Consider the following 19,106-nt stretch of genomic DNA (forward strand, 5'->3'; position numbering starts at 1 on the left):
GCGCGTCGCCGCCGGTGGTCAGGCGTACGCGTCGTACTCCTCGCCGAACAGCGCGAAGTAGGCGACGCCGACGAGCCCGACCGCGCTCGCGAGCCCGAACGCGACGACGGGGTCTCCCGCGACGGAGATCCCGGTCCCCGGCACGGAGAACCCGCCGTAGATCAGGCCGCCGAGCGCCGCGCTCGGGATGACGACCGCGTTGCGGAGGAGGTAATACGAGCCCGAGACGCGACCGCCCGTGTCGCGCTCGGCGGGGCCGACGATCAGCGCCTTGTGAGCGGGAAGCCCGGCGAACCGGAGCCCGGAGAACGCGAACAGCGCGACGACGAGCGGCGCGGTCAGGGGAGTGTCGGCGGGGACGTTGATGAGGAGCGCCGGGAAGACCGCGTACACGAGGAAGCCGAGCGCGACGACCGGCTTGAGCCCCACGCGCTCGGCGGCCCGGGCCGCGGGCGGCATGGAGACGAGCGCGACCGCCATCTCGATCGCCAACAGCACGCCGAAGAAGGCCGCCGGCGACAGGGAGAGGGGGCCGACGTCGAGTCCGACCTCGAGGAACTGCGTGATCACGATGACGAAGAAGACGTACACCATCCCGTTCGCGAACCGCACGAGCGTGTCGGCGACGAGCAGCGGGCGGAGCTCGGGCGGGAGGCTCCGGAGGTCCGCGACCACCTCGCTCACGCCCTCGAACTCCTTCCCGAGCGTGTCCTCGCTGGCGTCGTAGAGCGCGTGCTGGAGCGCGGTGGCGACGACGCCGAAGAGGAGGGCCACCGCGAGCACGTACTGGAAGCTCACGGTGAAGTCGGCGGCGTACTGGATGATCCCCGCCGCGATCAGCGGCCCGATCAGGAACGCGGTCCGTCGGAACACCTCCGTGCTCGCGAACCCGCGCGCCAGCCGCTCCGGTGGAACCGACTGCTTGACGATCGCGAACGTCGCGCCGAGGCCGAACGACTTCCACGCCTGCGCGAGGAAGAGCCCGACGAAGATCCAGATCCACGGCTCGAAGACGACGCCGGCGATCCTCACGGTCCCGAGAGTCGGCGCGACGAGCCACACGCCGAATCCGAGGCTCGATAACAGCCCGAACAGCGTGAGCGCGACCCGCGACCCGATCCGGTCCGAGAGCCGCCCGCCCGGGTACGGGTAGGCCGCGCCGATGACGTTGCCGACGGTCCCGAACAGCCCGATGACGAACGCGCTCGCGCCCAGCGCCGACATGTACTCCGGGACGTACCGGTTCGTCATCTGGAATCCCAGACTGAACGCGAACATCGCGAGCGACAGGACGAGGACGTCCCGCCGCAGCGAGAAGAACTGACGGAACGGGTCAAGGAGGTCGACGTCGTCCGCATTTCCCATGCCGATAACTCCGCCGAAACGGTCTTCAATACACCGGTGATACGCCCGAGCGAGGCGACGCGGACGCCGAACGTCTCTGTCGTTGCCGATTTTGTTTATAAGAATTGAGTATTCAAATATCCAAAAACAGTTGCCGCACAATAATGTGTGATTTAATTACATGCGATATCTTGTGTAATATGCACGAAAGTGTTGCAGACTACGTGGCAGAGCACCCGAAGATGGCCGGCGTCCTGTTCACCGCGCTCCTCCTGCTGACGCAGGCGGCGCCCGCGTCGGCGGGCGCGTTGGCGTCAACGGCCGGTCCCTGATCAGCCGAATTCATCGCTCCAAACTAGCCCAGCAGGCGTGAAAACTGGAAGCACCTCGAGATTCAGGAACTTTTGTAGTTGTAACTTACTAACATCCTCTAGATCAATCTCTCCGGGAACATAGTAGTTAGATGTTTCAGATGTTGCATTCGGTGTTGTCATTGTTCCAGAACCGTAGGGGCCATTCGGATATACATTGACTGAAAAGTTCCACGGTGGATCCTCGTTATGTATATTGACGACGGCGGCTGCTCCACTCCGACTCTGACAAATCGTCGTCCCGCCGTCGCCGACGACAATGTACTGGTGGCCGGTGATCAGTTCGCGCTTCGCGACGTGAAGCGCCGTTCGGAGGTTGAAGCCGCCGTTCATCAGCCGGGCGATGATACGACCGAGCTGGGTGGCGGGGGAGTTCGCCACGTCGGAGAGGGTGACGATGCCGCCGCGAGAGCCGCGGTGGACGAGGGCCTCGCCCTGGCGGTACGACTGGCAGGCGTTGAGCAGGAAGGCGCTGATGCCGACGTCGAGGTCCTCGTCGGTCAGGTCGAGGTAGTCGTCCGTACACTGCATCCCGCGGTGGTCGACGTGGCCGACGTAGTGGAGGAAGTCGACGTCGGACTCGAGGACCTCGCGCATCTCCGCGCGGGTGAGGTCGTGGCGCACCTCGATGTCGAACTGGACCATGTCGCGGAGGCCGTACAGGTCGGCGACCTCCCCCTCCTCGCGCATCTGCTCGTCGTTGCAGACGACGAGCACGGAGATCCGAGACTGCTCGACCTGGCCGGCCTCCAGCCGGCGGTGGTACGCGTCGAGGGTGGCCTTGTTGGCGTCGAGCGGGACGCCGTCGCCGACCCACGCGTGCTCGACGGTGTCGACCGGCTCGGGCCGCACGAAATCGGCGTCGGCGGGTACCGCGCCGCGGTCGGCGGCGGCGTCGGCGGGCGCCTCGCCGCGGACGGGCTCGGTCCCGGCGCTCCCGCGGACGAACTCGTCCGGACCGAGCGACGCCGGGCGCGGAGTCGACTCCGTCCCCGGACCGCGGAGGAATCCGACGCCGCCGCCCTCGCCGGCGGTCACCGGGTTGGCCGTCTCGGGCGACCGGACGATCGACAGCTCCCCGGCGACGAACGGGAGCATCTCGACGTTGCCGGGGTCGGGCCGCACGTCGGTCGTCAGCGTCCACTGCGGGAGCTCGGGCGCAACCCGTTCGAAGGGGACCGCGAGGTACTCGCCCAGCCGCTCCGCGAGCGGCAGGTCGTACAGGCGGCCCCAGTCGAGGTCGAGGTCGGTCGTCTCGCGCTCGTGGAGGTCGACCGGGTAGAACCCCTCGGTGCGGGCGAGACAGTCGAAGTGGAACGACTGCCGGAGCACCTCGGCGGTCCGGCGCTCGAAGTCCGGCTCCAGCGAGTGGCTCCAGCCGTCGCCCTCGATCCGGGGGTCGTCCCCGGGGACGACGGCGGCCGCGAAGTAGTACGCGAGCGAGACGACAGGGTAGAGATACTCGTACGCCGGCGGTACGACGATTCGGATTCCGGAATCCGGCGGCTCGATCCGGTCCGGGACGCGGAGATCGTCGCCCGGTTCGATCAGCGGCGGGTGCCCGCGGAGGGTGGGGAACGACCGCTCCGGGCTCGTCGTCTGGAGCGCGGAGCCGAGCAGCGAGACGGCCTCCATCAGCGATTCGGGGTCGGTGGGCGTCTCAATGGTCCCAGCGGGCACCTGATGGAGCGACCGGAACCCGAGCGTGACTTCGCTCGGTGCGTCGAGGTCGATCCGGGTGGTTCGGTCCGTCGTCGACACCGAGAAGCCGGACTCGAAGGCGAGGTAGAACTTGGTCGGCGCGGGGTCGATCCCGACATGGTACCGGTCCGACGGCATCGCGTAGTCATCGCCTCGGGTGAGGAGGGTCCCGTCGCCGGCGCGCGTCTCGACGATGGTGACCCGGGGGATCTCGACCGACGCGGTCTCGACGGTGACGCTGGCGTCGACCGGGAAGTAGTGCGCCGCCTCAGGAGTCTCGACCGGCTCGACCGCCCGGTCGGTGTACACCTCGAACTGGGTGTTCTCGATGTGGTCCGTGACCGTGAGTCCGGCGTCGTCCGGTAGCGGGTCGATGTCGATGCTCATGTGTTGGGGACCGTGCCCGACGGCGAGTCGGGCGGGCCGGATCGCCGGAACTGGCTTCGGCCGGGCGGAACGTCGGCCGGTTCAGCGCGCTCGGCGAACGCGACCTTCGGTACCGACTTCTCGACCGAGACGGCGATAAAGCTTGTGTCGGGTGATCGCCGCGGACCGAACGGATAAAGGGGCGCCCGGCCCACGTTCGCGTAATGATCACGCTTGGAACGGCCCGCGCCCCGCCGGGCGAGACGGACACGGGCCGTCTCGAAGTGGGGGAGACGCGGGACGGGAGCCCCGTGCGGCTGCCGGTCGCCGTCATCAACGGCGCGACGGACGGGGAGACGCTGTACGTGCAGGCGGTCAGCGACGGCGACGAGCTCAACGGGCTGGGGGTCGTCAACCGCGTCGTCCCTCGTATCGACCCGACGGAGCTGTCCGGCGCGGTCCTCGTCGTCGGCATCGTCAACTACTTCGGCTTTCAGGTGGCGGAGCACCGGAACCCGATCGACGACCGGAAGATGAATCGGGGGTATCCCGGCGACGAGGACGGGACGACGAGCGAGCGGATCGCGCACGCGACGTTCCAGGCGGCGAAGCGCGCGGACCGCATCCTGGACCTCCACCAGGGATCGACCAGCCGGATGATAAACGAGACGCGGGTGCGGTGCGGGATCCGCCACCGCCTCCACGGCGACTGCCTGGAGCTCGCGAAGGTGTTCGGCTGCGGGCACGTCCTCGATATCAAGGGCCCGGACGGCCAGCTCGCGCGGGCGGGACCGGAGCACGGGATCCCGACGATCGACCCCGAGCTCGGCGGCGCCGTCGGCTGGGACGAGGAGTCGATCCGGTACGGCGTCGAGGGCGTGTTCAACGTGCTCAGACACTACGGCTACCTCGACGGCGGCGTCGACATCGAACGGCAGGTCCGGGCGCGCGGGTTCGACCAGTACGGGTCGCCCGCGGGCGGGCTCGTCAGGTTCGAGCGCGACCTCGGCGAGCGCGTCGAGGCCGGCGACGCCCTCTTCGAGGTGACCGACACCTTCGGCGAGCTGAAAGGGCGGGTGACCGCCGACGACGACGGGATCTTCTGGCGCACCCGGCGGCTCCCGCAGGTCGCCGCCGGCGAGTACGTCTGCTCGGTCGGCACCAACGTCGACCGCTACTGATGCCTCCCGACGACGACCCGGCGGGAGAAGACGGGGGCGAGAGCGGCGCGATCCCGAGACGACTCGCCTGCTCCGACTGCGGTCGCACCGTCGCCGACCGGTGGCGCTGCGAGTGCGGCGCTCCGCTGAACTTCGCCGACCCGCCGATTCCGGACGGATCGCCGCCAGATCGGGTCGACGCCCGCGACGGGCTCTGGGCGTTCGCCGAGTTCCTCGCGGTCGGCGACGACCCCGCCGACCGGGTGACGCTCGGCGAGGGAATGACGCCGCTCGTCGACGCCGACGGACCGGGAGCCGCCGCGGTCGACAGGGACGAGCGCGGCGCCGACGCGTCTCCGTGGAACGCCGAGTTCAAGCTGGAGTACGTCTTCCCCACCGGCTCGTTCAAGGACCGCGGCGCGACGACGACTCTCACGCGGGCCCGCGAACTCGGCGTCGGCCGGGTCGTCGAGGACTCCTCCGGCAACGCCGGCGCGGCGATCGCGACGTACGCGGCCCGAGCGGGGATCGACGCCGCGGTGTACGTCCCGGCCGACGTCAAGGAGTCGAAGCTCCGCGCGATCCGCCGCGCGGGCGCGGAACCGGTCCGGATCGAGGGGAGCCGCGCTGACGTGACCGACGCCTGCGTCGCCGCGCTCGGCGCGGACGGGGCCGAAGGGAGCGGCGGGGGCGAGGAGGGCGGGAGATCCGAGGCGGCCGCCTGGTACGCCAGCCACGCCTGGAACCCGGCCTTCTTCGAGGGGACGGCCACGGTCGCCTACGAGATCGCCGCCCAGCGCGGCTGGGAAGCCCCGGACGCGGTCGTCACCCCCCTCGGCCACGGCACCCTGTTCCTCGGCGCGTACCGAGGGTTCCGGCGGCTCGAACGCGCCGGCTGGACCGATTCGGTCCCGCGGCTGTTCGGCGCGCAGGCGGCCGGCGTCGCTCCGATAGTCCGGGAACTGCACGGACCGGACGCGGCCGACCCCGACGGGCGCGTCAACGACGCCGCCGACGGGATCCAGATCGCGGAGCCGGTTCGTCGGGCGGAGATCCTCGACGCCCTCGCCGAGACCGACGGCGACGCGCTCGCAGTGACGGAGTCGGCGGCGGAGCGCGAGCTCGACCGGCTCCACCGGGCGGGCTTCTACACCGAGCCGACCTGCGCCGTCGCGCCGGCCGCGCTCCGCGCGCTCCGCGAGCGCGGGGTCCTCGCGCCCGACGACGACGTGGTCGTCCCCCTGACCGGCAGCGGGCTGAAGGGCTGATCCCGTCTGCGGTTCGTCGCCGTCGGCGGCACGCCCCCGTCGCGGTCCGCCGCCCCTCGCACCGTCACCCCTTTTCAGTCGCGCCCCGTGGGAGCGCACATGGAGGTCCTCGTCTACGGCGCCGGCGCGCTCGGCGGCCTGATCGGCGGGCTGTTGGCCCGTAGCCACGACGTCACCCTCGTCGGGCGCGACCCGCACATGCGGCGGATCCGGGAGGACGGGCTCCGGATCGACGGGGAGATCGACGCCCACGTGCACCCCCGGGCGCTCACCGACGGGACGCACCGCAGCGCCGACCTCGCCCTCGTCACGACGAAGGCGTACGACACGGACGCGGCGGCGCGGGCGTTCGCGACCGGCGAGTACGACGCGGTCTGCTCACTCCAGAACGGGCTCACCGAGGAGCGGCTCGTCGCCGCGCTCGACCCGACCGTGCTCGCCGGCACCGCGAGCTACGGCGCCCTGCTCGCCGAGCCCGGGCGGGTGACGTGTACGGGGGTCGGCGAGGTCGTCGTCGGCTCGCTCGCCGGCGGTCGGGACCCGCTCGCGGAGCGCGTCGGCGGCGCGTTCGACGAGGCCGGGATCGAGACGACGGTCGCCGCGGACATGCCCCGGCGCCGGTACGAGAAGCTCGCGGTCAACGCGGGGATCAACGGCCCCTCGGCGCTCGCGCGCCTCTCGAACGGCGCGACGCTCGACGGGCCGGGCGGCGAGGTCGCGCGCGAGGCGGCCCGCGAGGTGGCTCGCGTCGCGCGCGCCGACGGCGTCGCTCTCGGCGAGGACGAGGCGGTCGCCGCCGTCGAGCGGGTCGCCGCCGACACCGCCGCCAACCGCTCGTCGATGCACGAGGACGTCGCCGCGGGGCGTCGGACCGAGATCGACGCGATATACGGCGCCGTCGCCGACCGCGCCGACCGCTTCGGGACCGCGGCGCCGACGTGTCGGACCCTCGCGTCGCTGATACGGGCGTGGGAACTCGGAGAAGGGGTCCGCGAGTCCGCCTGACGGCGGCGAGGTGTGCGGTGGGAGCCGCCGGCCGCCGGCGGCGCGGCCGCAGTCGAACGGTTACCGGGTCAACACCACTCCTCGAGGACGGTCGCGTCGGTCTCGTCCACCGAGACCCACGCGTTCTCCCGCGAGACGTCCGCGATCACGAGCTCCGGTCGCGACGCCGACGAGTCGATCGACGCCATGATGTCCGGGGAATCGTCGGCGTCGAGCGTCGGATCCGCGGGCAGCGCCGTCGGACGGTGATCGGGGTCCGGGTCGTCCCAAGGAGTGGAACTCCGTGACATGATTGTTAATTGTTCACAGTAGGTATAAGCGTTCCGAACCGCAGCCGTCTACAGTCGGGGAATTCCGGTTCGAGCGAGCGGATCGACGGCGAATACGGTCTGAAACCGTAGATTCGTGGGATCCGGGTCCGCTCGGGCGTCGATCCGACGGACCGGTCGGATCGCTGTCGAGTGTGTACGTCCTCCCGAGGACCGGACCGCGGCCGCGGACACGTCACCGCTCGGGGAGGTCGGCGCCGCCGGCGGTGGTCGAACCGTCCCCCGCGCCGTCGCCGACCACCTTCGCAGTATACAAGAGGTGGCACGCTGAAAGACGGTGCATGAACGTGTCAGATGCCATGACGCCGCGGTCGGATCTCGTCGTCGTCGAGATTCCCGGGAGCCGGAACGACGTGCTGGAGTACATCCAGGAGCACGGCTTCTCCTCGGTCCCCGTCGTGAAGGACGTCGACGGCGACGAGGTGTACCGCGGGCTCGTCACGCGCGACGACCTCATCGAGCAGCCCGACGAAGACCAGCTCGCGCTGCTGATGCGGGAGGTGCCGACCGTCGGCGCCGACGGCGACATCGTCGACGCCGCGGCCACGATGGTCGCCGAGAACTCCCGCCGGCTCCCGGTCGTCGACGGCGAGTCGCTCGTCGGCATCCTCACCGTCACCGACGTCGTCCGGGCGATCGCCCGCGGCGAGATCGACGGGGATCGCGAGGTCGGCGGGCTCGCGACCCGCGCGGTCAACGCGACCCACACGGAGACGCCGCTGCCGGTCGCCGAGCGGGAGATCGGGCTCGCGAACGTCCCCTACGCGGTCGTGCTCGACGACGACGCGGGGATCGCCGGCATCCTCACCGAGGTCGACATCCTCGAGGTCGCCCGCGTCGTCGAGGGGGAGGCGAGCACGGGCGACTCCATCGCCGAGCAGGACTCCGAGTGGTCCTGGGAGGGGGTCAAGGCGACCGGCGCGCGCTACCTCCCGACCCGCAACGTGGAGATCCCCGGGGAGGCGACCCGCCACTTCATGACCGAGGACCTCGTCACCGTCAGCGGCACCCGGACGGCCAAGGAGGTCGCCCAGGAGCTCATCAGCAACGACATCGAGCAGGTCCCCCTGGTCAACGGAACCGACCTCGACGGCATCGTGCGCGACGTCGACCTGTTGGAGGGCCTCTAGATGGCCGCGGACGACCTCGTCGAGCTGGCGAAACGGCGGGGGTTCTTCTTCGGCTCGAACGGCGCGTACGGCGGGACCGCCGGCTTCTACACCTTCGGCCCGCAGGGCGCGGCCCTGAAGCGGAACCTGGAGGACGCGTGGCGCGACCGGTTCACCATCCGCGAGGGGAACCGCGAGATCGAGGCGCCGACGGTGATGCCGGAGGCCGTCTTCGAGGCCTCCGGCCACCTGGAGGGGTTCGACGACATGCTCGTCGAGTGCGGCGAGTGCGGCGAGTCCCACCGCGCCGACCACCTCGTGGAGGCCGTCACCGACATCGAGGACGCCGAGGCGCTCCCCGGCGAGGAGGTCGAGGCGCTCATCGCCGACAACGAGATCGCCTGTCCCGCCTGCGGCACCCCCCTCGCCGGCGAGCCGGTCGAGGCCTTCAACCTCATGTTCGCGACCGACATCGGCCCGGGCGACGGCCAGCCCGGCTACCTCCGCCCGGAGACGGCCCAGGGGATCTTCGTCGAGTTCCCGCGCCTGAAGGAGTACGCCCGCGGCAACCTCCCGTTCGGGATCACCCAGATCGGCCCCGCCTACCGCAACGAGATCTCGCCGCGCGGCGGGCTCCTCCGGCTCCGCGAGTTCACGCAGGCCGAGTTAGAGCAGTTCATCGACCCCGAGGAGGACGAGCCGCCGCTGGACCGCGTCCGCGACGTCGACGTCCGGCTGTACCCCGCGACCGAACAGGAGGCCGCCGACGGCGACTACGTCGAGACGACGGTCGGCGAGGCGGTCGACGAGGGGATCATCGGCTCCCCGTGGGTCGGCTACTACCTCGGCGTCGCCAAGGAGTGGTACGAGCGCGTCGGCGTCGACACCGACCGGTTCCGCTTCCGCCAGCACCTCGCGGGCGAGCGCGCCCACTACGCGGCCGACTGCTGGGACGCGGAGAGCGAGGTCGACGGCGACTGGATCGAGATCGCGGGCTTCTCGTACCGCTCCGACTACGACCTCTCGAAGCACGGCGAGTACGGCGACGACTCGTTCACCGTCTTCAAGCGCTACGACGAGCCGAAGACGGTCGAACGCGCGACGGTCGACCCCGACATGTCGGTCCTCGGCCCCGAGTTCGGCGGCGACGCCGGCGCGGTCGCCGACGCGCTGGAGACGCTCGCGGAGCGCGACCCCGACGCCTTCGACGGCGAGACGGTCTCGGTCGACGTGAACGGGGAACCGCGCGACGTCGACGCCGACGTCGCGAACTTCGCCGTCGAGGAGACGACCGAGAGCGGCGAGCACATCACGCCGCACGTCGTCGAGCCCTCCTTCGGCGTGGGGCGCACCGTCCAGACGCTGCTCGCACACGGCTACCGCGAGGACGAGGTCGACGGCGAGGCGCGGACGTACCTCTCCCTGGAGCCCGAGATCGCGCCGCAGGACGCCGCGGTGTTCCCGCTGGTGACGAACGACGACCGGCTCGTCGACCTCGCGGACCGGGTCGCGAGCGACCTGCGCGCGGCCGGCCTCGCGGTGGCGTACGACGACTCCGGCTCGATCGGGCGGCGCTACCGCCGGCAGGACGAGGTCGGCACGCCGTTCTGCGTCACGGTCGACCGCGACGGGATCGAGGGCGACGGCCCCGACACCGTCACCGTCCGCGAGCGCGACTCGGCCGCGCAGGTCCGGGTCCCCGCCGACGACCTGGCCGGCGAGCTGGCCGCGCTCCGCGCGGGCGATTCGTTCGACGCGCTTCTGGACCGGTACGAGACAGTCGAGACCGACGTCGAGACCAACTGACCCGTGCCCCTTCCGGCGGCGGAGTGGCGGGCCGAGGTGGAGTTCGAGCGACGGCTGGTCCACGCCGGAGGCACCCTCTACCCGGCCCCGTACCTGCTCGGCTGGTTCACGTGGACGGAGACGCGCTACTTCCTCGTGGCCGCGCTCGCCGTCATGCTCACCCTGGAGTTCCTCCGGCTCGTGGTCGGCCTCAATCACTCGCTCTACCGGAAGCTCACCCGGGAGTACGAGTCGGACGCGCTCGCGGGGTACGCGCTGTACCAGGTGAGCATGACCGGCGCGGTCCTCCTCTTGGAGCCGACCCTCGCGATCCCCGCGATGTGGATGCTGTCGGTCGGCGACCCCGTCAGCGGCGCCCTCGCGGACAACGACGCCACGGAGGCGAAACGCCCCGCGGCGTGGATCGCGATGTTCCTCGTCTGCTTCGGGCTCGCCGCCCCCTTCACCATCCCCGCGTTCGGCCCCGACGTGGGCGTCGTCGTCGCGATGGCGGGCGCCGGTCCCGCCGCCGTCGCCGACGGCCTCCCGCCGATCGTCCGCGGCGTCGCCGTCGACGACAACCTCACCATTCCGCCCGCCGCCGCCAGCGGGATGCTCCTCGCGATCGCTTTGTTGGGGTAGGGCGCGGCGTGGATCGCAGATCGTTTGCGAGTGTGAGGGTGCGATCGCTATTTATTAGTCAATAATTGCGGTGGCGCGTGCCTTCGAGCGCCCATCGGGCGCGAGGAGCACGCGCGAGGGAGTCGGTCGCCCGGAGCAACGCGGAGGGCGACCGACGAGGCTGGGGAGGTGTGAGGCTGCGGTGCGGAGCGGTTGGGTGGGACTCAAAGGGGCAGCCGGCGAGGCGGGCGCAGGCGACGTAAGCACCGCAGGGAACGAACGGAGTGAGTGACCGAGGAGCGCAGCGAGCGTGCGCCCGCCTCGCCGGCTGGGGCTTTGGTGGTGTTCTCCGCAGGGTCGTCGGTCACGTATCACCGAGCGGCTGGGGCTTTGGAGGTCTCCTATAGATCGTCGGTAGCTACGACTCAAAAACAGCCGACTGCACGACGACTGAGCTGATAAAACCGCTCGCTAATCGACCGGGACGAGCCGACGAGAACCGCGGACAAGAGACCGCTTACGTCGCGCGGCGTTCCTTCGCCTTCGGGCGGAGGTTCGTGTAGCCGCACTTTCGGCAGCGCTTCGCGTCGGGGGCGTTGCGGGCGTTACAGCGCATGCAGATCTGCCGGTCGAGATTGCGGCGTTCCGCGGCGTCGAAACTGGCCATACGGCTACTGTCGCGGCGACGCTGTAAAAGGTTGCGAGACGCGGCGGCGCCCGGCGCCACCACCGGCCGCCCGGATCAGACGGGTCGTCCGAGCCTCAGGCGCCGGCTTCGGAGAGCGCGGCCTCGATGTCCTCGCGCTGGGTGACGCCGACGAACCGGTCCACGACGCCGTCGTCGTTCTCGATGATCAGCGTCGGGAGCGAGCGTACCTGGTACTGGTTGGCGACGTCCTGCTCCTCGTCGACGTTCACCTTCTGGAGCTCGAAGGCGTCGCCGAGGTCCTCCTGGATCTCCTCCAGGATCGGGTCCTGCGTCTTACACGGGCCGCACCAGTCAGCGTGAAAATCCAGCAGTCGAACAGTCATTATCCGGCCAGTTCTACCGTCGGACCGCGCATAAGAGTTTCCCACTCGTGCACGCGCCCGACAGACTGCGACCCGTCGGGCACCAAGGCGACTGCGGCCCATCGATCGCCGAGGCGACCCGCGATCCCGCCGACCGCGTCTGCGACCGCGAGCGAAACGTTTAGAACGCCGCGCGGACCACCATCGGGTATGAGCAGTGGTTCCAACTCCGGCGGGCTGATGTCCAGTGCGGGACTGGTCCGCTACTTCGACACCCAGGACCGGGACGCGATCGCGATGAGCCCGAAAACCGTCCTCGCGTTCTGCGTCCTCTTCGGCACCTTCGTGCAGATCCTCTCGCTGACGGTCGCCTAACGCGTCGATTCGACCGGCCGAACGCCTCCCGACCGACTGGCCGAACACTCCCCACCGACCGCCCCGTAGCGCGCCCTTTTTGCCCGTCCCCGACCGAGTCGGTTCCATGAAAGCAGGCGTCATCGCCGTGCAGGGCGACGTGGCCGAGCACGCCGCCGCCGTCCGGAACGCCGCGGCCGCCCACGACGAGCCCGCCGAGGTCGTCGAGGTCCGCGACGCCGGGATCGTGCCCGACTGCGACGTCCTCCTCATGCCGGGCGGGGAGTCGACGACCATCTCGCGGCTGATCCGCCGGGAAGGGATCGACGCGGAGATCCGCGAGCACGTCGCGAGCGGGAGGCCCGTGCTCGCCACCTGCGCCGGCCTCATCGTCTGCTCGCGGGACGCGAAGGACGACCGCGTCGACGCGCTCGGGCTCGTCGACGTCTCCGTCGACCGCAACGCGTTCGGCCGCCAGAAGGACTCCTTCGAGGCGAAGGTTCCGGTGACCGGGCTCGACGAGGCGTTCCACGCCGTGTTCATCCGCGCGCCGCTCATCGACGAGGTGGGCCCAGACGTCGAGGTGCTCGCGACCGTCGACGGGCGTCCGGTGGCGGTGCGCGACGGCCCCGTCGTCGCCACCGCGTTCCACCCGGAACTCACGGACGACTCGCGGATCCACGACCTCGCCTTCTTCCCCGAGCGCGAGGTGATCGCGTGAGCGACCCCGAGACCGACGCGAGGGAGGACCCCGACGCTCCGCCCGAGGCCGTCCTCGACGAGCTGTTCGCCACCATCGAGTCGCGGAAGTCGGAGCTCCCCGAGGGGTCGTACACCGCCTCGCTGTTCACCCACGAGAAAGGCGAGAACGCCGTCTTAGAGAAGATCGGCGAGGAGTCGACCGAGGCCATCCTCGCGGCGAAGGACGACGACCTCGACGAGCTCACCGCCGAGAGCGCCGACCTCGTCTACCACCTGCTGGTGCTGCTCGCGATGAAGGACCTCGACCTTGACGACCTCCGCGGCGAGCTCCGCGAGCGGTTCTGACCGCCTCCCGTTCGCCGCCTACCGCTCCCGCTCGAGCTCCCGGTCGATGTCGTCGAGCTCCTCCGTCTGCAGCTCGCTTTCGATCCGGCGCTCGAACTCCTCTTCGCCGATCTGTCCCTCGACGTACTGCCGGCGGAGCCGGTCCTGTCGGCCCTCCGGCGCGTCGTCGGTCGTCGACGAGGAGGACCACGACTCGCCGATCGCGTCCGCGTCGACCGAGGCGTCGTCGCTCCCGAAGAACCACGAGCCGGCCCGATAAGCGACGTAGACGACCCCGGCGAGAACCGCGAGCGTGACGATTCCGGAGACCACCGCCCACGCGAGGCTCAGGATCGCCGAGACGACGGAGACGAGGACGCTGACGCCGATCAGGACCGCGAGCGCGACCGCGCCGTAGTAGAGGGCCTTCTTCCCGTCCATACGAGGGATTCACTGGTCCGAGCGCAAATACCTTCGGCCGGGGTCGGTCCGAGACCGTCTCGCCGTCAGAAGACTTATTCTCGGGGGTATTCGTTACATTCGGAAATGGTACCGGAATCTCGAACCCGTCCGAGACGCGTTCCCGTGAGGTCCGACGGGGGCCCGCCGTGACCGAGGAGCCCGGCCGCCGAACCGTCGACCGCCGGACCGTCCTCGGCGCGCTCGCGGGCGCCGGGAGCGCCGCGGTCGCCGGCTGCTCCGGCTCGGAGCCGGACGACGCCGCGACGGGCGACCTGGACTCCGACCGGCTCGACGAGCTCGCGGCCCGGTTCGCGCCGACGCTGTACTTCGATTCCGCGGAGCCGTGGTTCCCCACCGACCCGCGGCCGTACGCGACCGAGGAGGACGGCGAGACGGTCGTCGACGGCTTCGCGGCGTTCGACGGCTACCACGAGCGGTTCGACGAGGCGGGCGAGCCGCCGGACCCGACGGTGTTCTACAACGGGGTCCGGTACGAGGACTCGCCGCTCGCGGTCGTTCAGTTCTGGTTCTACTCCGCGTTCGATCAGTTCACCGCGAACTTCCACTGGCACGACTGGGAGGTGCTCCACGTCTTCGTCGACCTCGACACCGGCGACCCCCAGCTGTACGTCGCCAGCTCGCACTCGCGGAGCGTCCCGAACAACGAGTTCCTCGACCCGGACCCCGACGTGGTCCCGCGGATCCTCCCCGAGCTCGGCTCGCACTCCAGCACGCTCTCGGTCAACGAGATCCCCGACCGCTTCCAGCGCGTCGGCGAGGAGGGGATCCTCGCGGACATCACGAACACGACGATCGACACCGTCGAAGACCTCCTCGGGATCCCCATCGCGTACGGGCTCCCCCGCGACGAGGGCGCTCGGCTCCCCTTCGTCGTCCCCGAGTACGAGGGCGCGCCGATCTACGAGCATCCCGACCTCCCGTCGGTCACGGAGGAGTCGCTGGTGGACGGCGCGCTGACGGTCCGGTCGCTCGACGCGCTGCGGTCGCCCCCGACCGACCTCCCGCTCCGGGAGACGGGGATCGCCTTCCGCCACGCCGACCGGGAGGACGCGCTCGCTGACGAGACCGTCGACGAGGTGGTCGGCTACGAGCTCGTCGAGAGCGCCGAGCTGGAAGACATCGCGGCGTTCACCGGGCCGCAGCTCAGCTTCGAGTTCGCGGTCCCCGAGGCCGTCGAGGACGCCGTCGCGAGCCACATCACGACCACGGGCGTCCCGTGGGAGCAGCCCCGCTACGAGAGCCCCGCGCTCGACGTCACCGCCGGGAACCACCGCGCCGAGCTCGCCGCCCGGTACGACGCGATCGCCGACGACGAGTCGTTCGGCGCCGAGGCGGCCGGCGCGCTCGACGCGGTCGTCGCCCGTGTCACGCGTGCGACCGAGACCGACGAGGCCCCCGACGGCGAGGGGCTGACGACGACCGACGCGGGCGTCGAGTCGTTCGTCCTGATCGAGAGCGACCCCGAGGCCGTCCCGACGTTCGCCGGCGGGATCGCGGTCGCGAACGGGGTCCCCGAGGGCGACCACCGCCTGACGGTGAACGGCGCCGGGCGGGCACCGCACAGCGAGGAGCTGACGGTCTCGGCCGACGAGCCCGTGACGGCCGCCGGCGTCGACGGCGAGATCCCGCTCGTCGCCAGCGAGGACGCGCGGAAGGTGGAGCTGTCGGACGCGGAGAGCGACGTCGACCTGACGCGGACGGCGATCGAGGACGACTTCGCCGGCCGGATCTACGACTCCGCGATCGACGGGAGCGACGCGGCCTACGTCCACGCCGGCGGCGCGTACACGACCGAGGTCCGCGACGCCGACGACGAGGTCGGCGCCTACCGCGTGAACCCGGCGACCGAGGCGGCCGAGACGGAGGAGCCGATCCGGATCGAGCGCCCGGAGACCGGGGCGGCCCCGCTCGCCGGCTACGTCGCCGACGTGGCCGAGGAGACGCGCGCCGCGGTCGCGGCCGCGGCGGCGGAGAGCGACGGCGGCGACGATGACGACGACGGAAGCGACGACTCGGGCGGCGGCTCCGGCGGTGGCGGTGGTAGCTCCGGCGGCGGCCCGTCGAACGCGGTGAACGGGCTCGAACGCGCCCTCGCGGCCGCCGTCGACGCCGCCGAGCGGGCCGAGGAGCGCGCCCGCGAAGGAGACGGCGAGGGGACGGAGCGCCAGCTGGCGAACGTGCTCGACCGGATCGCGCGGATCGAGGAGCGGCTCGCGGCGGCTCGCGAGGGGCTCCCGCCGGGGCTCGCGAACGCGACCGGGAAGCGCGTCGAGCAGGCGACGCGGCGCGTCGAGCAGGCTCAGAACGCCGGGAAGCTGTAGGCGGCCGGCCGCTTCCTCCGCGTCGCCGGCGCGCCGCCGTTGGACTCTCGCCCACGAGGCGGTGTGCCACGCCGCACCAGTGGATGGAAAGCTATACGACGCCGACCCGACCACGAGTATATAAGCAGATGTCTCAGGAGGGTTACGACCACACCGCGGTCGAAAATCGGTGGCAGGAGGCGTGGGAAGACGCTTCCGTGTATCACACGCCGGACGAGGCCGACGACCCCACCTACGTGCTGGGGATGTACCCGTACCCGTCCGGGAAGCTCCACATGGGTCACGTCCGCAACTACACCATCACGGACGCGTACGCCCGGTACCGCCGGATGCGCGGCGACGAGGTGCTCCACCCGATGGGGTGGGACGCGTTCGGCCTCCCCGCCGAGAACGCCGCCAAGGAGCGCGACACCAACCCCCGCGACTGGACGTTCGACTGCATCGACACGATGCGCGGGCAGATGAAGTCGATGGGGTTCGGCTACGACTGGGACCGCGAGATCACCACCTGCACGCCGGAGTACTACGAGTGGAACCAGTGGCTGTTCACGCGCTTCGCCGACGCCGATCTCGTGGAGCGGCGCGACGCCGAGGTGAACTGGTGTCCCTCCTGCGAGACCGTCCTCGCCGACGAGCAGGTCGAGGGCGACGCCGAGCTGTGCTGGCGGTGCGACACGCCCGTCGAGACCCGCGACCTCGATCAGTGGTTCCTGAAAATAACCGAGTACGCCGACGAGCTGTTAGAGGCCATCGACGACCTGGAGGGGTGGCCCAACTCGGTGCGACAGATGCAGCGCAACTGGATCGGCCGGCAGTACGGGACGACGCTGGACTTCCATATCGACGGCCACGGCCCCGTCGAGGCGTTCACCACCCGCGTCGACACGGTCCACGGCGCGACGTTCTTCGCGCTCGCGCCGGATCACCCGATCAGCGAGGAGCTGGCCGCCGAGGACGACGCGGTCCACCAGTTCGTCCGCCACGAGGCCGACCCCGAGGGCGACGAGCCGAACGGCGTCGAGACGGGCCTCACCGCCACGAACCCGGCCACGGGCGAGGAGATCCCCGTCTTCGTCGCCGACTTCGTCCTCTCGGACGTTGGGACGGGCGCGCTGATGGCGGTGCCCGGCCACGACGAGCGCGACCACGCGTTCGCGACGAAGATGGGCGTCGACATCCGCCCGGTCGTCGCACCGGAGCCGGACGACTGGGACGGCGAGGCGGTCCCGGACGCGCCCGACGTGAGCAAGGAAGCGTTCACCGACGACGGCGTGCTGATCGACTCCGGCGAGTACAGCGGCCTCGACAGCGAGACGGCCCGCGAGCGGCTCACCGCGGACATCGAGAGCGCCGCGGAGAGCACCCAGTACCAGCTGCGCGACTGGGGGATCTCCCGCCAGCGCTACTGGGGCACCCCGATCCCGGTCGTCCACTGCGACGACTGCGGCCCGGTACTGGTCCCGGACGAGGACCTGCCGGTCGAGCTGCCGGATTTCATCAACACCACCGGGAACCCGCTGGACGCCGCCGAGGAGTGGAAGCGGACCGCGTGTCCCGACTGCGGCGAGCCGGCCACCCGCGAGACCGACACGATGGACACGTTCGTCGACTCCTCGTGGTACTTCCTGCGCTACGTCTCGCCGGGCCTCGACGACGCGCCGTTCGACCCAGAGCGCGCGAACGACTGGATGCCGGTCGACCAGTACGTCGGCGGCATCGAGCACGCCGTGATGCACCTGCTGTACTCCCGCTTCTTCACCAAGGTGCTCGCCGACGAGGAGGGGTTACAGCACCGTGAGCCGTTCACGAACCTGCTGGCGCAGGGGATGGTCCAGCTTGAGGGCGAGAAGATGTCCAAGTCGAAGGGGAACGTCGTCTCCCCGCAGCGCATCGTCGACGAGTACGGCGCCGACACGGCCCGGCTGTTCATGATGCAGGCGGCCCAGCCCGAGCGCGACTTCGACTGGTCCGAGGAGGGCGTGCGGTCGACCCACCGGTTCCTCTCCCGCCTGAGCGACCTCGTCGAGGAGCGCGTCGCGGGCGACGCGGCGGATGACGACGGCGACGCGACGGGGGACGACGCGGACGACGGCGACGCGGCGACCACCGACCGCGACACGATCGACGAGTACGTCGCCGACGAGGTCGACGCCGCCGTCGCCATCGCGGGCGCGGAGTACGACGGCCTGACGTTCAACGTCGCGCTCCGCGAGGCGCAGGACCTCGTGGGGACGCTCCGGAGCTACCGCGGGCACGCCGACCCGGACCCCGAGACCTTCGAGCGCGGGCTGGACGTCGCCGTCCGGCTGCTCGCGCCGGTCGTCCCGCACCTCGCCGAGGAGCTGTGGGAGGCGCTGGGACGGGACGGGTTCGTCGTCGAGGCCGACTGGCCGACCGCGACGGTCGACCGCGAGACGGTCGAGAAGCGTCGCCGGCTGGTGGCGAACACCCGCGAGGACGTGCGCGACATCGTCGAGGTCGCCGGCATCGAGGACCCCGAGCGGATCGACGTCGTCGTCGCCCCCGACTGGAAGTACGACGCGCTGGAGATCGCGATCGACAGCGACGCGGACAACCTCATCTCCGAGCTGATGGGGGAGAGCCACATCCGCGAGCGGGGCGACGACGCCGCCTCCTACGGGCAGGACCTGCAGGCGAACCGCGAGGCGCTGCAGGCGACCCTGTCGGCCGACGACGAGTACGACGCGCTCCGGGCGGCCGCGTGGCTGATCGAGCGCGAGTTCGACGCCCCGGTCCGCGTCGAGCGCGCCGCGGACGCCGACGACGCGGTGGTCCGCAAGGCGGAGCCGGGTCGCCCCGCGATCGACATCGCCGAGTAGCGACCTGCGGCA

19 protein-coding genes are annotated in these 19,106 nt (G+C 70.7%); 12 read left to right on the forward strand and 7 right to left on the reverse strand.

The window, feature by feature from the left end; translation table 11 throughout:
* Positions 1-18: 18 nt before the first annotated feature.
* On the reverse strand, positions 19-1,365 hold the full coding sequence (locus FGM06_RS13560; RefSeq protein WP_144799763.1) for an MFS transporter: 1,347 nt from the start codon (positions 1,363-1,365) through the stop codon (positions 19-21).
* A 179-nt stretch (positions 1,366-1,544) separates the two neighbouring features.
* On the opposite strand from FGM06_RS13560, the gene FGM06_RS16370 reads away from it, so the two are divergent.
* The gene (locus FGM06_RS16370; protein WP_277752405.1) at positions 1,545-1,676 is read left to right on the forward strand and encodes a DUF7503 family protein; all 132 of its coding nucleotides are present in this window, start codon (positions 1,545-1,547) and stop codon (positions 1,674-1,676) included.
* Here FGM06_RS16370 and FGM06_RS13565 read toward each other — a convergent pair whose 3' ends face one another.
* A complete protein-coding gene (locus FGM06_RS13565; RefSeq protein WP_144799764.1) occupies positions 1,677-3,803 on the reverse strand; it encodes a caspase family protein in 2,127 nt (708 codons plus the stop codon).
* Between the two features lie 203 nt (positions 3,804-4,006).
* Between FGM06_RS13565 and FGM06_RS13570 the strand changes: the two genes are divergently transcribed.
* From FGM06_RS13570 to FGM06_RS13580, 3 genes are all read left to right on the forward strand, one after another.
* Positions 4,007-4,963, forward strand: coding sequence for a succinylglutamate desuccinylase/aspartoacylase family protein (locus FGM06_RS13570; protein WP_144799765.1), 957 nt, complete (start codon positions 4,007-4,009; stop codon positions 4,961-4,963).
* A complete protein-coding gene (locus tag FGM06_RS13575) occupies positions 4,963-6,210 on the forward strand; it encodes a threonine synthase (protein WP_144799766.1) in 1,248 nt (415 codons plus the stop codon). The genes FGM06_RS13570 and FGM06_RS13575 overlap by 1 nt, the downstream gene beginning before the upstream one ends.
* A gap of 99 nt (positions 6,211-6,309) precedes the next feature.
* The gene (locus FGM06_RS13580; protein WP_144799767.1) at positions 6,310-7,215 is read left to right on the forward strand and encodes a ketopantoate reductase family protein; all 906 of its coding nucleotides are present in this window, start codon (positions 6,310-6,312) and stop codon (positions 7,213-7,215) included.
* A gap of 68 nt (positions 7,216-7,283) precedes the next feature.
* Here FGM06_RS13580 and FGM06_RS13585 read toward each other — a convergent pair whose 3' ends face one another.
* Together FGM06_RS13585 and FGM06_RS16375 are read right to left on the reverse strand one after the other, a co-directional pair.
* Positions 7,284-7,505, reverse strand: a complete 222-nt coding sequence (locus FGM06_RS13585) for a DUF7556 family protein (protein ID WP_144799768.1) — start codon at positions 7,503-7,505, stop codon at positions 7,284-7,286.
* Positions 7,506-7,719: 214 nt separating this feature from the next.
* Positions 7,720-7,845: a hypothetical protein gene (locus tag FGM06_RS16375; protein WP_277752406.1), complete on the reverse strand. Its 126-nt coding sequence runs from the start codon at positions 7,843-7,845 to the stop codon at positions 7,720-7,722.
* Here FGM06_RS16375 and FGM06_RS13590 point away from each other — a divergent pair.
* From FGM06_RS13590 to FGM06_RS13600, 3 genes are read left to right on the forward strand one after another with little or no spacing between them, the layout of a single operon-like run.
* Complete coding sequence (locus FGM06_RS13590) at positions 7,826-8,674, forward strand: CBS domain-containing protein (RefSeq protein WP_144799769.1); 849 nt, start codon at positions 7,826-7,828, stop codon at positions 8,672-8,674. The two genes, FGM06_RS16375 and FGM06_RS13590, sit on opposite strands and share 20 nt — an antisense overlap.
* Positions 8,675-10,459 (forward strand): glycine--tRNA ligase, encoded by a 1,785-nt coding sequence (gene glyS, locus FGM06_RS13595; protein WP_144799770.1) that lies wholly within the window; start codon positions 8,675-8,677, stop codon positions 10,457-10,459. It begins immediately after the preceding gene.
* A 3-nt stretch (positions 10,460-10,462) separates the two neighbouring features.
* On the forward strand, positions 10,463-11,080 hold the full coding sequence (locus FGM06_RS13600) for a dolichol kinase (RefSeq protein WP_144799771.1): 618 nt from the start codon (positions 10,463-10,465) through the stop codon (positions 11,078-11,080).
* 496 nt (positions 11,081-11,576) lie between these two features.
* Here the strand turns inward: FGM06_RS13600 and FGM06_RS13605 are convergent, their stop codons facing one another.
* Entirely contained in the window at positions 11,577-11,726 is a 150-nt protein-coding gene (locus tag FGM06_RS13605) for a 50S ribosomal protein L40e (protein WP_144799772.1), read from the reverse strand.
* Positions 11,727-11,821: 95 nt separating this feature from the next.
* Positions 11,822-12,091: a thioredoxin family protein gene (locus tag FGM06_RS13610; protein WP_008002506.1), complete on the reverse strand. Its 270-nt coding sequence runs from the start codon at positions 12,089-12,091 to the stop codon at positions 11,822-11,824.
* A 189-nt stretch (positions 12,092-12,280) separates the two neighbouring features.
* On the opposite strand from FGM06_RS13610, the gene FGM06_RS13615 reads away from it, so the two are divergent.
* The 3 genes from FGM06_RS13615 (at position 12,281) to hisE (ending at position 13,471) form a co-directional block, all read left to right on the forward strand.
* Complete coding sequence (locus tag FGM06_RS13615) at positions 12,281-12,445, forward strand: preprotein translocase subunit Sec61beta (RefSeq protein ID WP_144799773.1); 165 nt, start codon at positions 12,281-12,283, stop codon at positions 12,443-12,445.
* Positions 12,446-12,551: 106 nt separating this feature from the next.
* A complete protein-coding gene (gene pdxT, locus FGM06_RS13620) occupies positions 12,552-13,145 on the forward strand; it encodes a pyridoxal 5'-phosphate synthase glutaminase subunit PdxT (protein ID WP_144799774.1) in 594 nt (197 codons plus the stop codon).
* Positions 13,142-13,471 carry a phosphoribosyl-ATP diphosphatase gene (gene hisE / locus FGM06_RS13625; protein ID WP_144799775.1) on the forward strand — a complete coding sequence of 110 codons (330 nt, stop codon included), beginning with the start codon at positions 13,142-13,144 and terminating at the stop codon, positions 13,469-13,471. Before pdxT ends, hisE begins: the two co-directional genes overlap by 4 nt.
* A gap of 18 nt (positions 13,472-13,489) precedes the next feature.
* Here hisE and FGM06_RS13630 read toward each other — a convergent pair whose 3' ends face one another.
* Positions 13,490-13,891, reverse strand: coding sequence for an SHOCT domain-containing protein (locus FGM06_RS13630; RefSeq protein WP_144799776.1), 402 nt, complete (start codon positions 13,889-13,891; stop codon positions 13,490-13,492).
* Between the two features lie 167 nt (positions 13,892-14,058).
* Here FGM06_RS13630 and FGM06_RS13635 point away from each other — a divergent pair, with 167 nt between their 5' ends.
* The gene (locus tag FGM06_RS13635) at positions 14,059-16,254 is read left to right on the forward strand and encodes a hypothetical protein (RefSeq protein ID WP_144799777.1); all 2,196 of its coding nucleotides are present in this window, start codon (positions 14,059-14,061) and stop codon (positions 16,252-16,254) included.
* 128 nt (positions 16,255-16,382) lie between these two features.
* The gene (leuS, locus tag FGM06_RS13640) at positions 16,383-19,094 is read left to right on the forward strand and encodes a leucine--tRNA ligase (RefSeq protein WP_144799778.1); all 2,712 of its coding nucleotides are present in this window, start codon (positions 16,383-16,385) and stop codon (positions 19,092-19,094) included.
* The last annotated feature ends 12 nt before the right edge of the window (positions 19,095-19,106 follow it).

Origin of the sequence: Halorubrum depositum, assembly GCF_007671725.1 — an archaeon.
In the GTDB taxonomy this organism is placed as follows: Archaea; Halobacteriota; Halobacteria; order Halobacteriales; family Haloferacaceae; genus Halorubrum; species Halorubrum depositum.

Bases quoted from the DNA above. Each gene is read 5' to 3' on its own strand.
- FGM06_RS13565 (WP_144799764.1), bottom strand. From the start codon at position 3,803: ATGAGCATCGACATCGACCCGCTACCGGACGACGCCGGACTCACGGTC.
- FGM06_RS13605 (WP_144799772.1), bottom strand. From the start codon at position 11,726: ATGGCCAGTTTCGACGCCGCGGAACGCCGCAATCTCGACCGGCAGATC.
- FGM06_RS13570 (WP_144799765.1), top strand. From the start codon at position 4,007: ATGATCACGCTTGGAACGGCCCGCGCCCCGCCGGGCGAGACGGACACG.
- FGM06_RS13630 (WP_144799776.1), bottom strand. From the start codon at position 13,891: ATGGACGGGAAGAAGGCCCTCTACTACGGCGCGGTCGCGCTCGCGGTC.
- leuS (WP_144799778.1), top strand. From the start codon at position 16,383: ATGTCTCAGGAGGGTTACGACCACACCGCGGTCGAAAATCGGTGGCAG.
- pdxT (WP_144799774.1), top strand. From the start codon at position 12,552: ATGAAAGCAGGCGTCATCGCCGTGCAGGGCGACGTGGCCGAGCACGCC.
- glyS (WP_144799770.1), top strand. From the start codon at position 8,675: ATGGCCGCGGACGACCTCGTCGAGCTGGCGAAACGGCGGGGGTTCTTC.
- FGM06_RS13560 (WP_144799763.1), bottom strand. From the start codon at position 1,365: ATGGGAAATGCGGACGACGTCGACCTCCTTGACCCGTTCCGTCAGTTC.
- FGM06_RS13615 (WP_144799773.1), top strand. From the start codon at position 12,281: ATGAGCAGTGGTTCCAACTCCGGCGGGCTGATGTCCAGTGCGGGACTG.
- FGM06_RS13590 (WP_144799769.1), top strand. From the start codon at position 7,826: ATGAACGTGTCAGATGCCATGACGCCGCGGTCGGATCTCGTCGTCGTC.
- FGM06_RS16370 (WP_277752405.1), top strand. From the start codon at position 1,545: ATGCACGAAAGTGTTGCAGACTACGTGGCAGAGCACCCGAAGATGGCC.
- FGM06_RS13610 (WP_008002506.1), bottom strand. From the start codon at position 12,091: ATGACTGTTCGACTGCTGGATTTTCACGCTGACTGGTGCGGCCCGTGT.
- FGM06_RS13580 (WP_144799767.1), top strand. From the start codon at position 6,310: ATGGAGGTCCTCGTCTACGGCGCCGGCGCGCTCGGCGGCCTGATCGGC.
- FGM06_RS16375 (WP_277752406.1), bottom strand. From the start codon at position 7,845: ATGGCATCTGACACGTTCATGCACCGTCTTTCAGCGTGCCACCTCTTG.
- FGM06_RS13575 (WP_144799766.1), top strand. From the start codon at position 4,963: ATGCCTCCCGACGACGACCCGGCGGGAGAAGACGGGGGCGAGAGCGGC.
- FGM06_RS13585 (WP_144799768.1), bottom strand. From the start codon at position 7,505: ATGTCACGGAGTTCCACTCCTTGGGACGACCCGGACCCCGATCACCGT.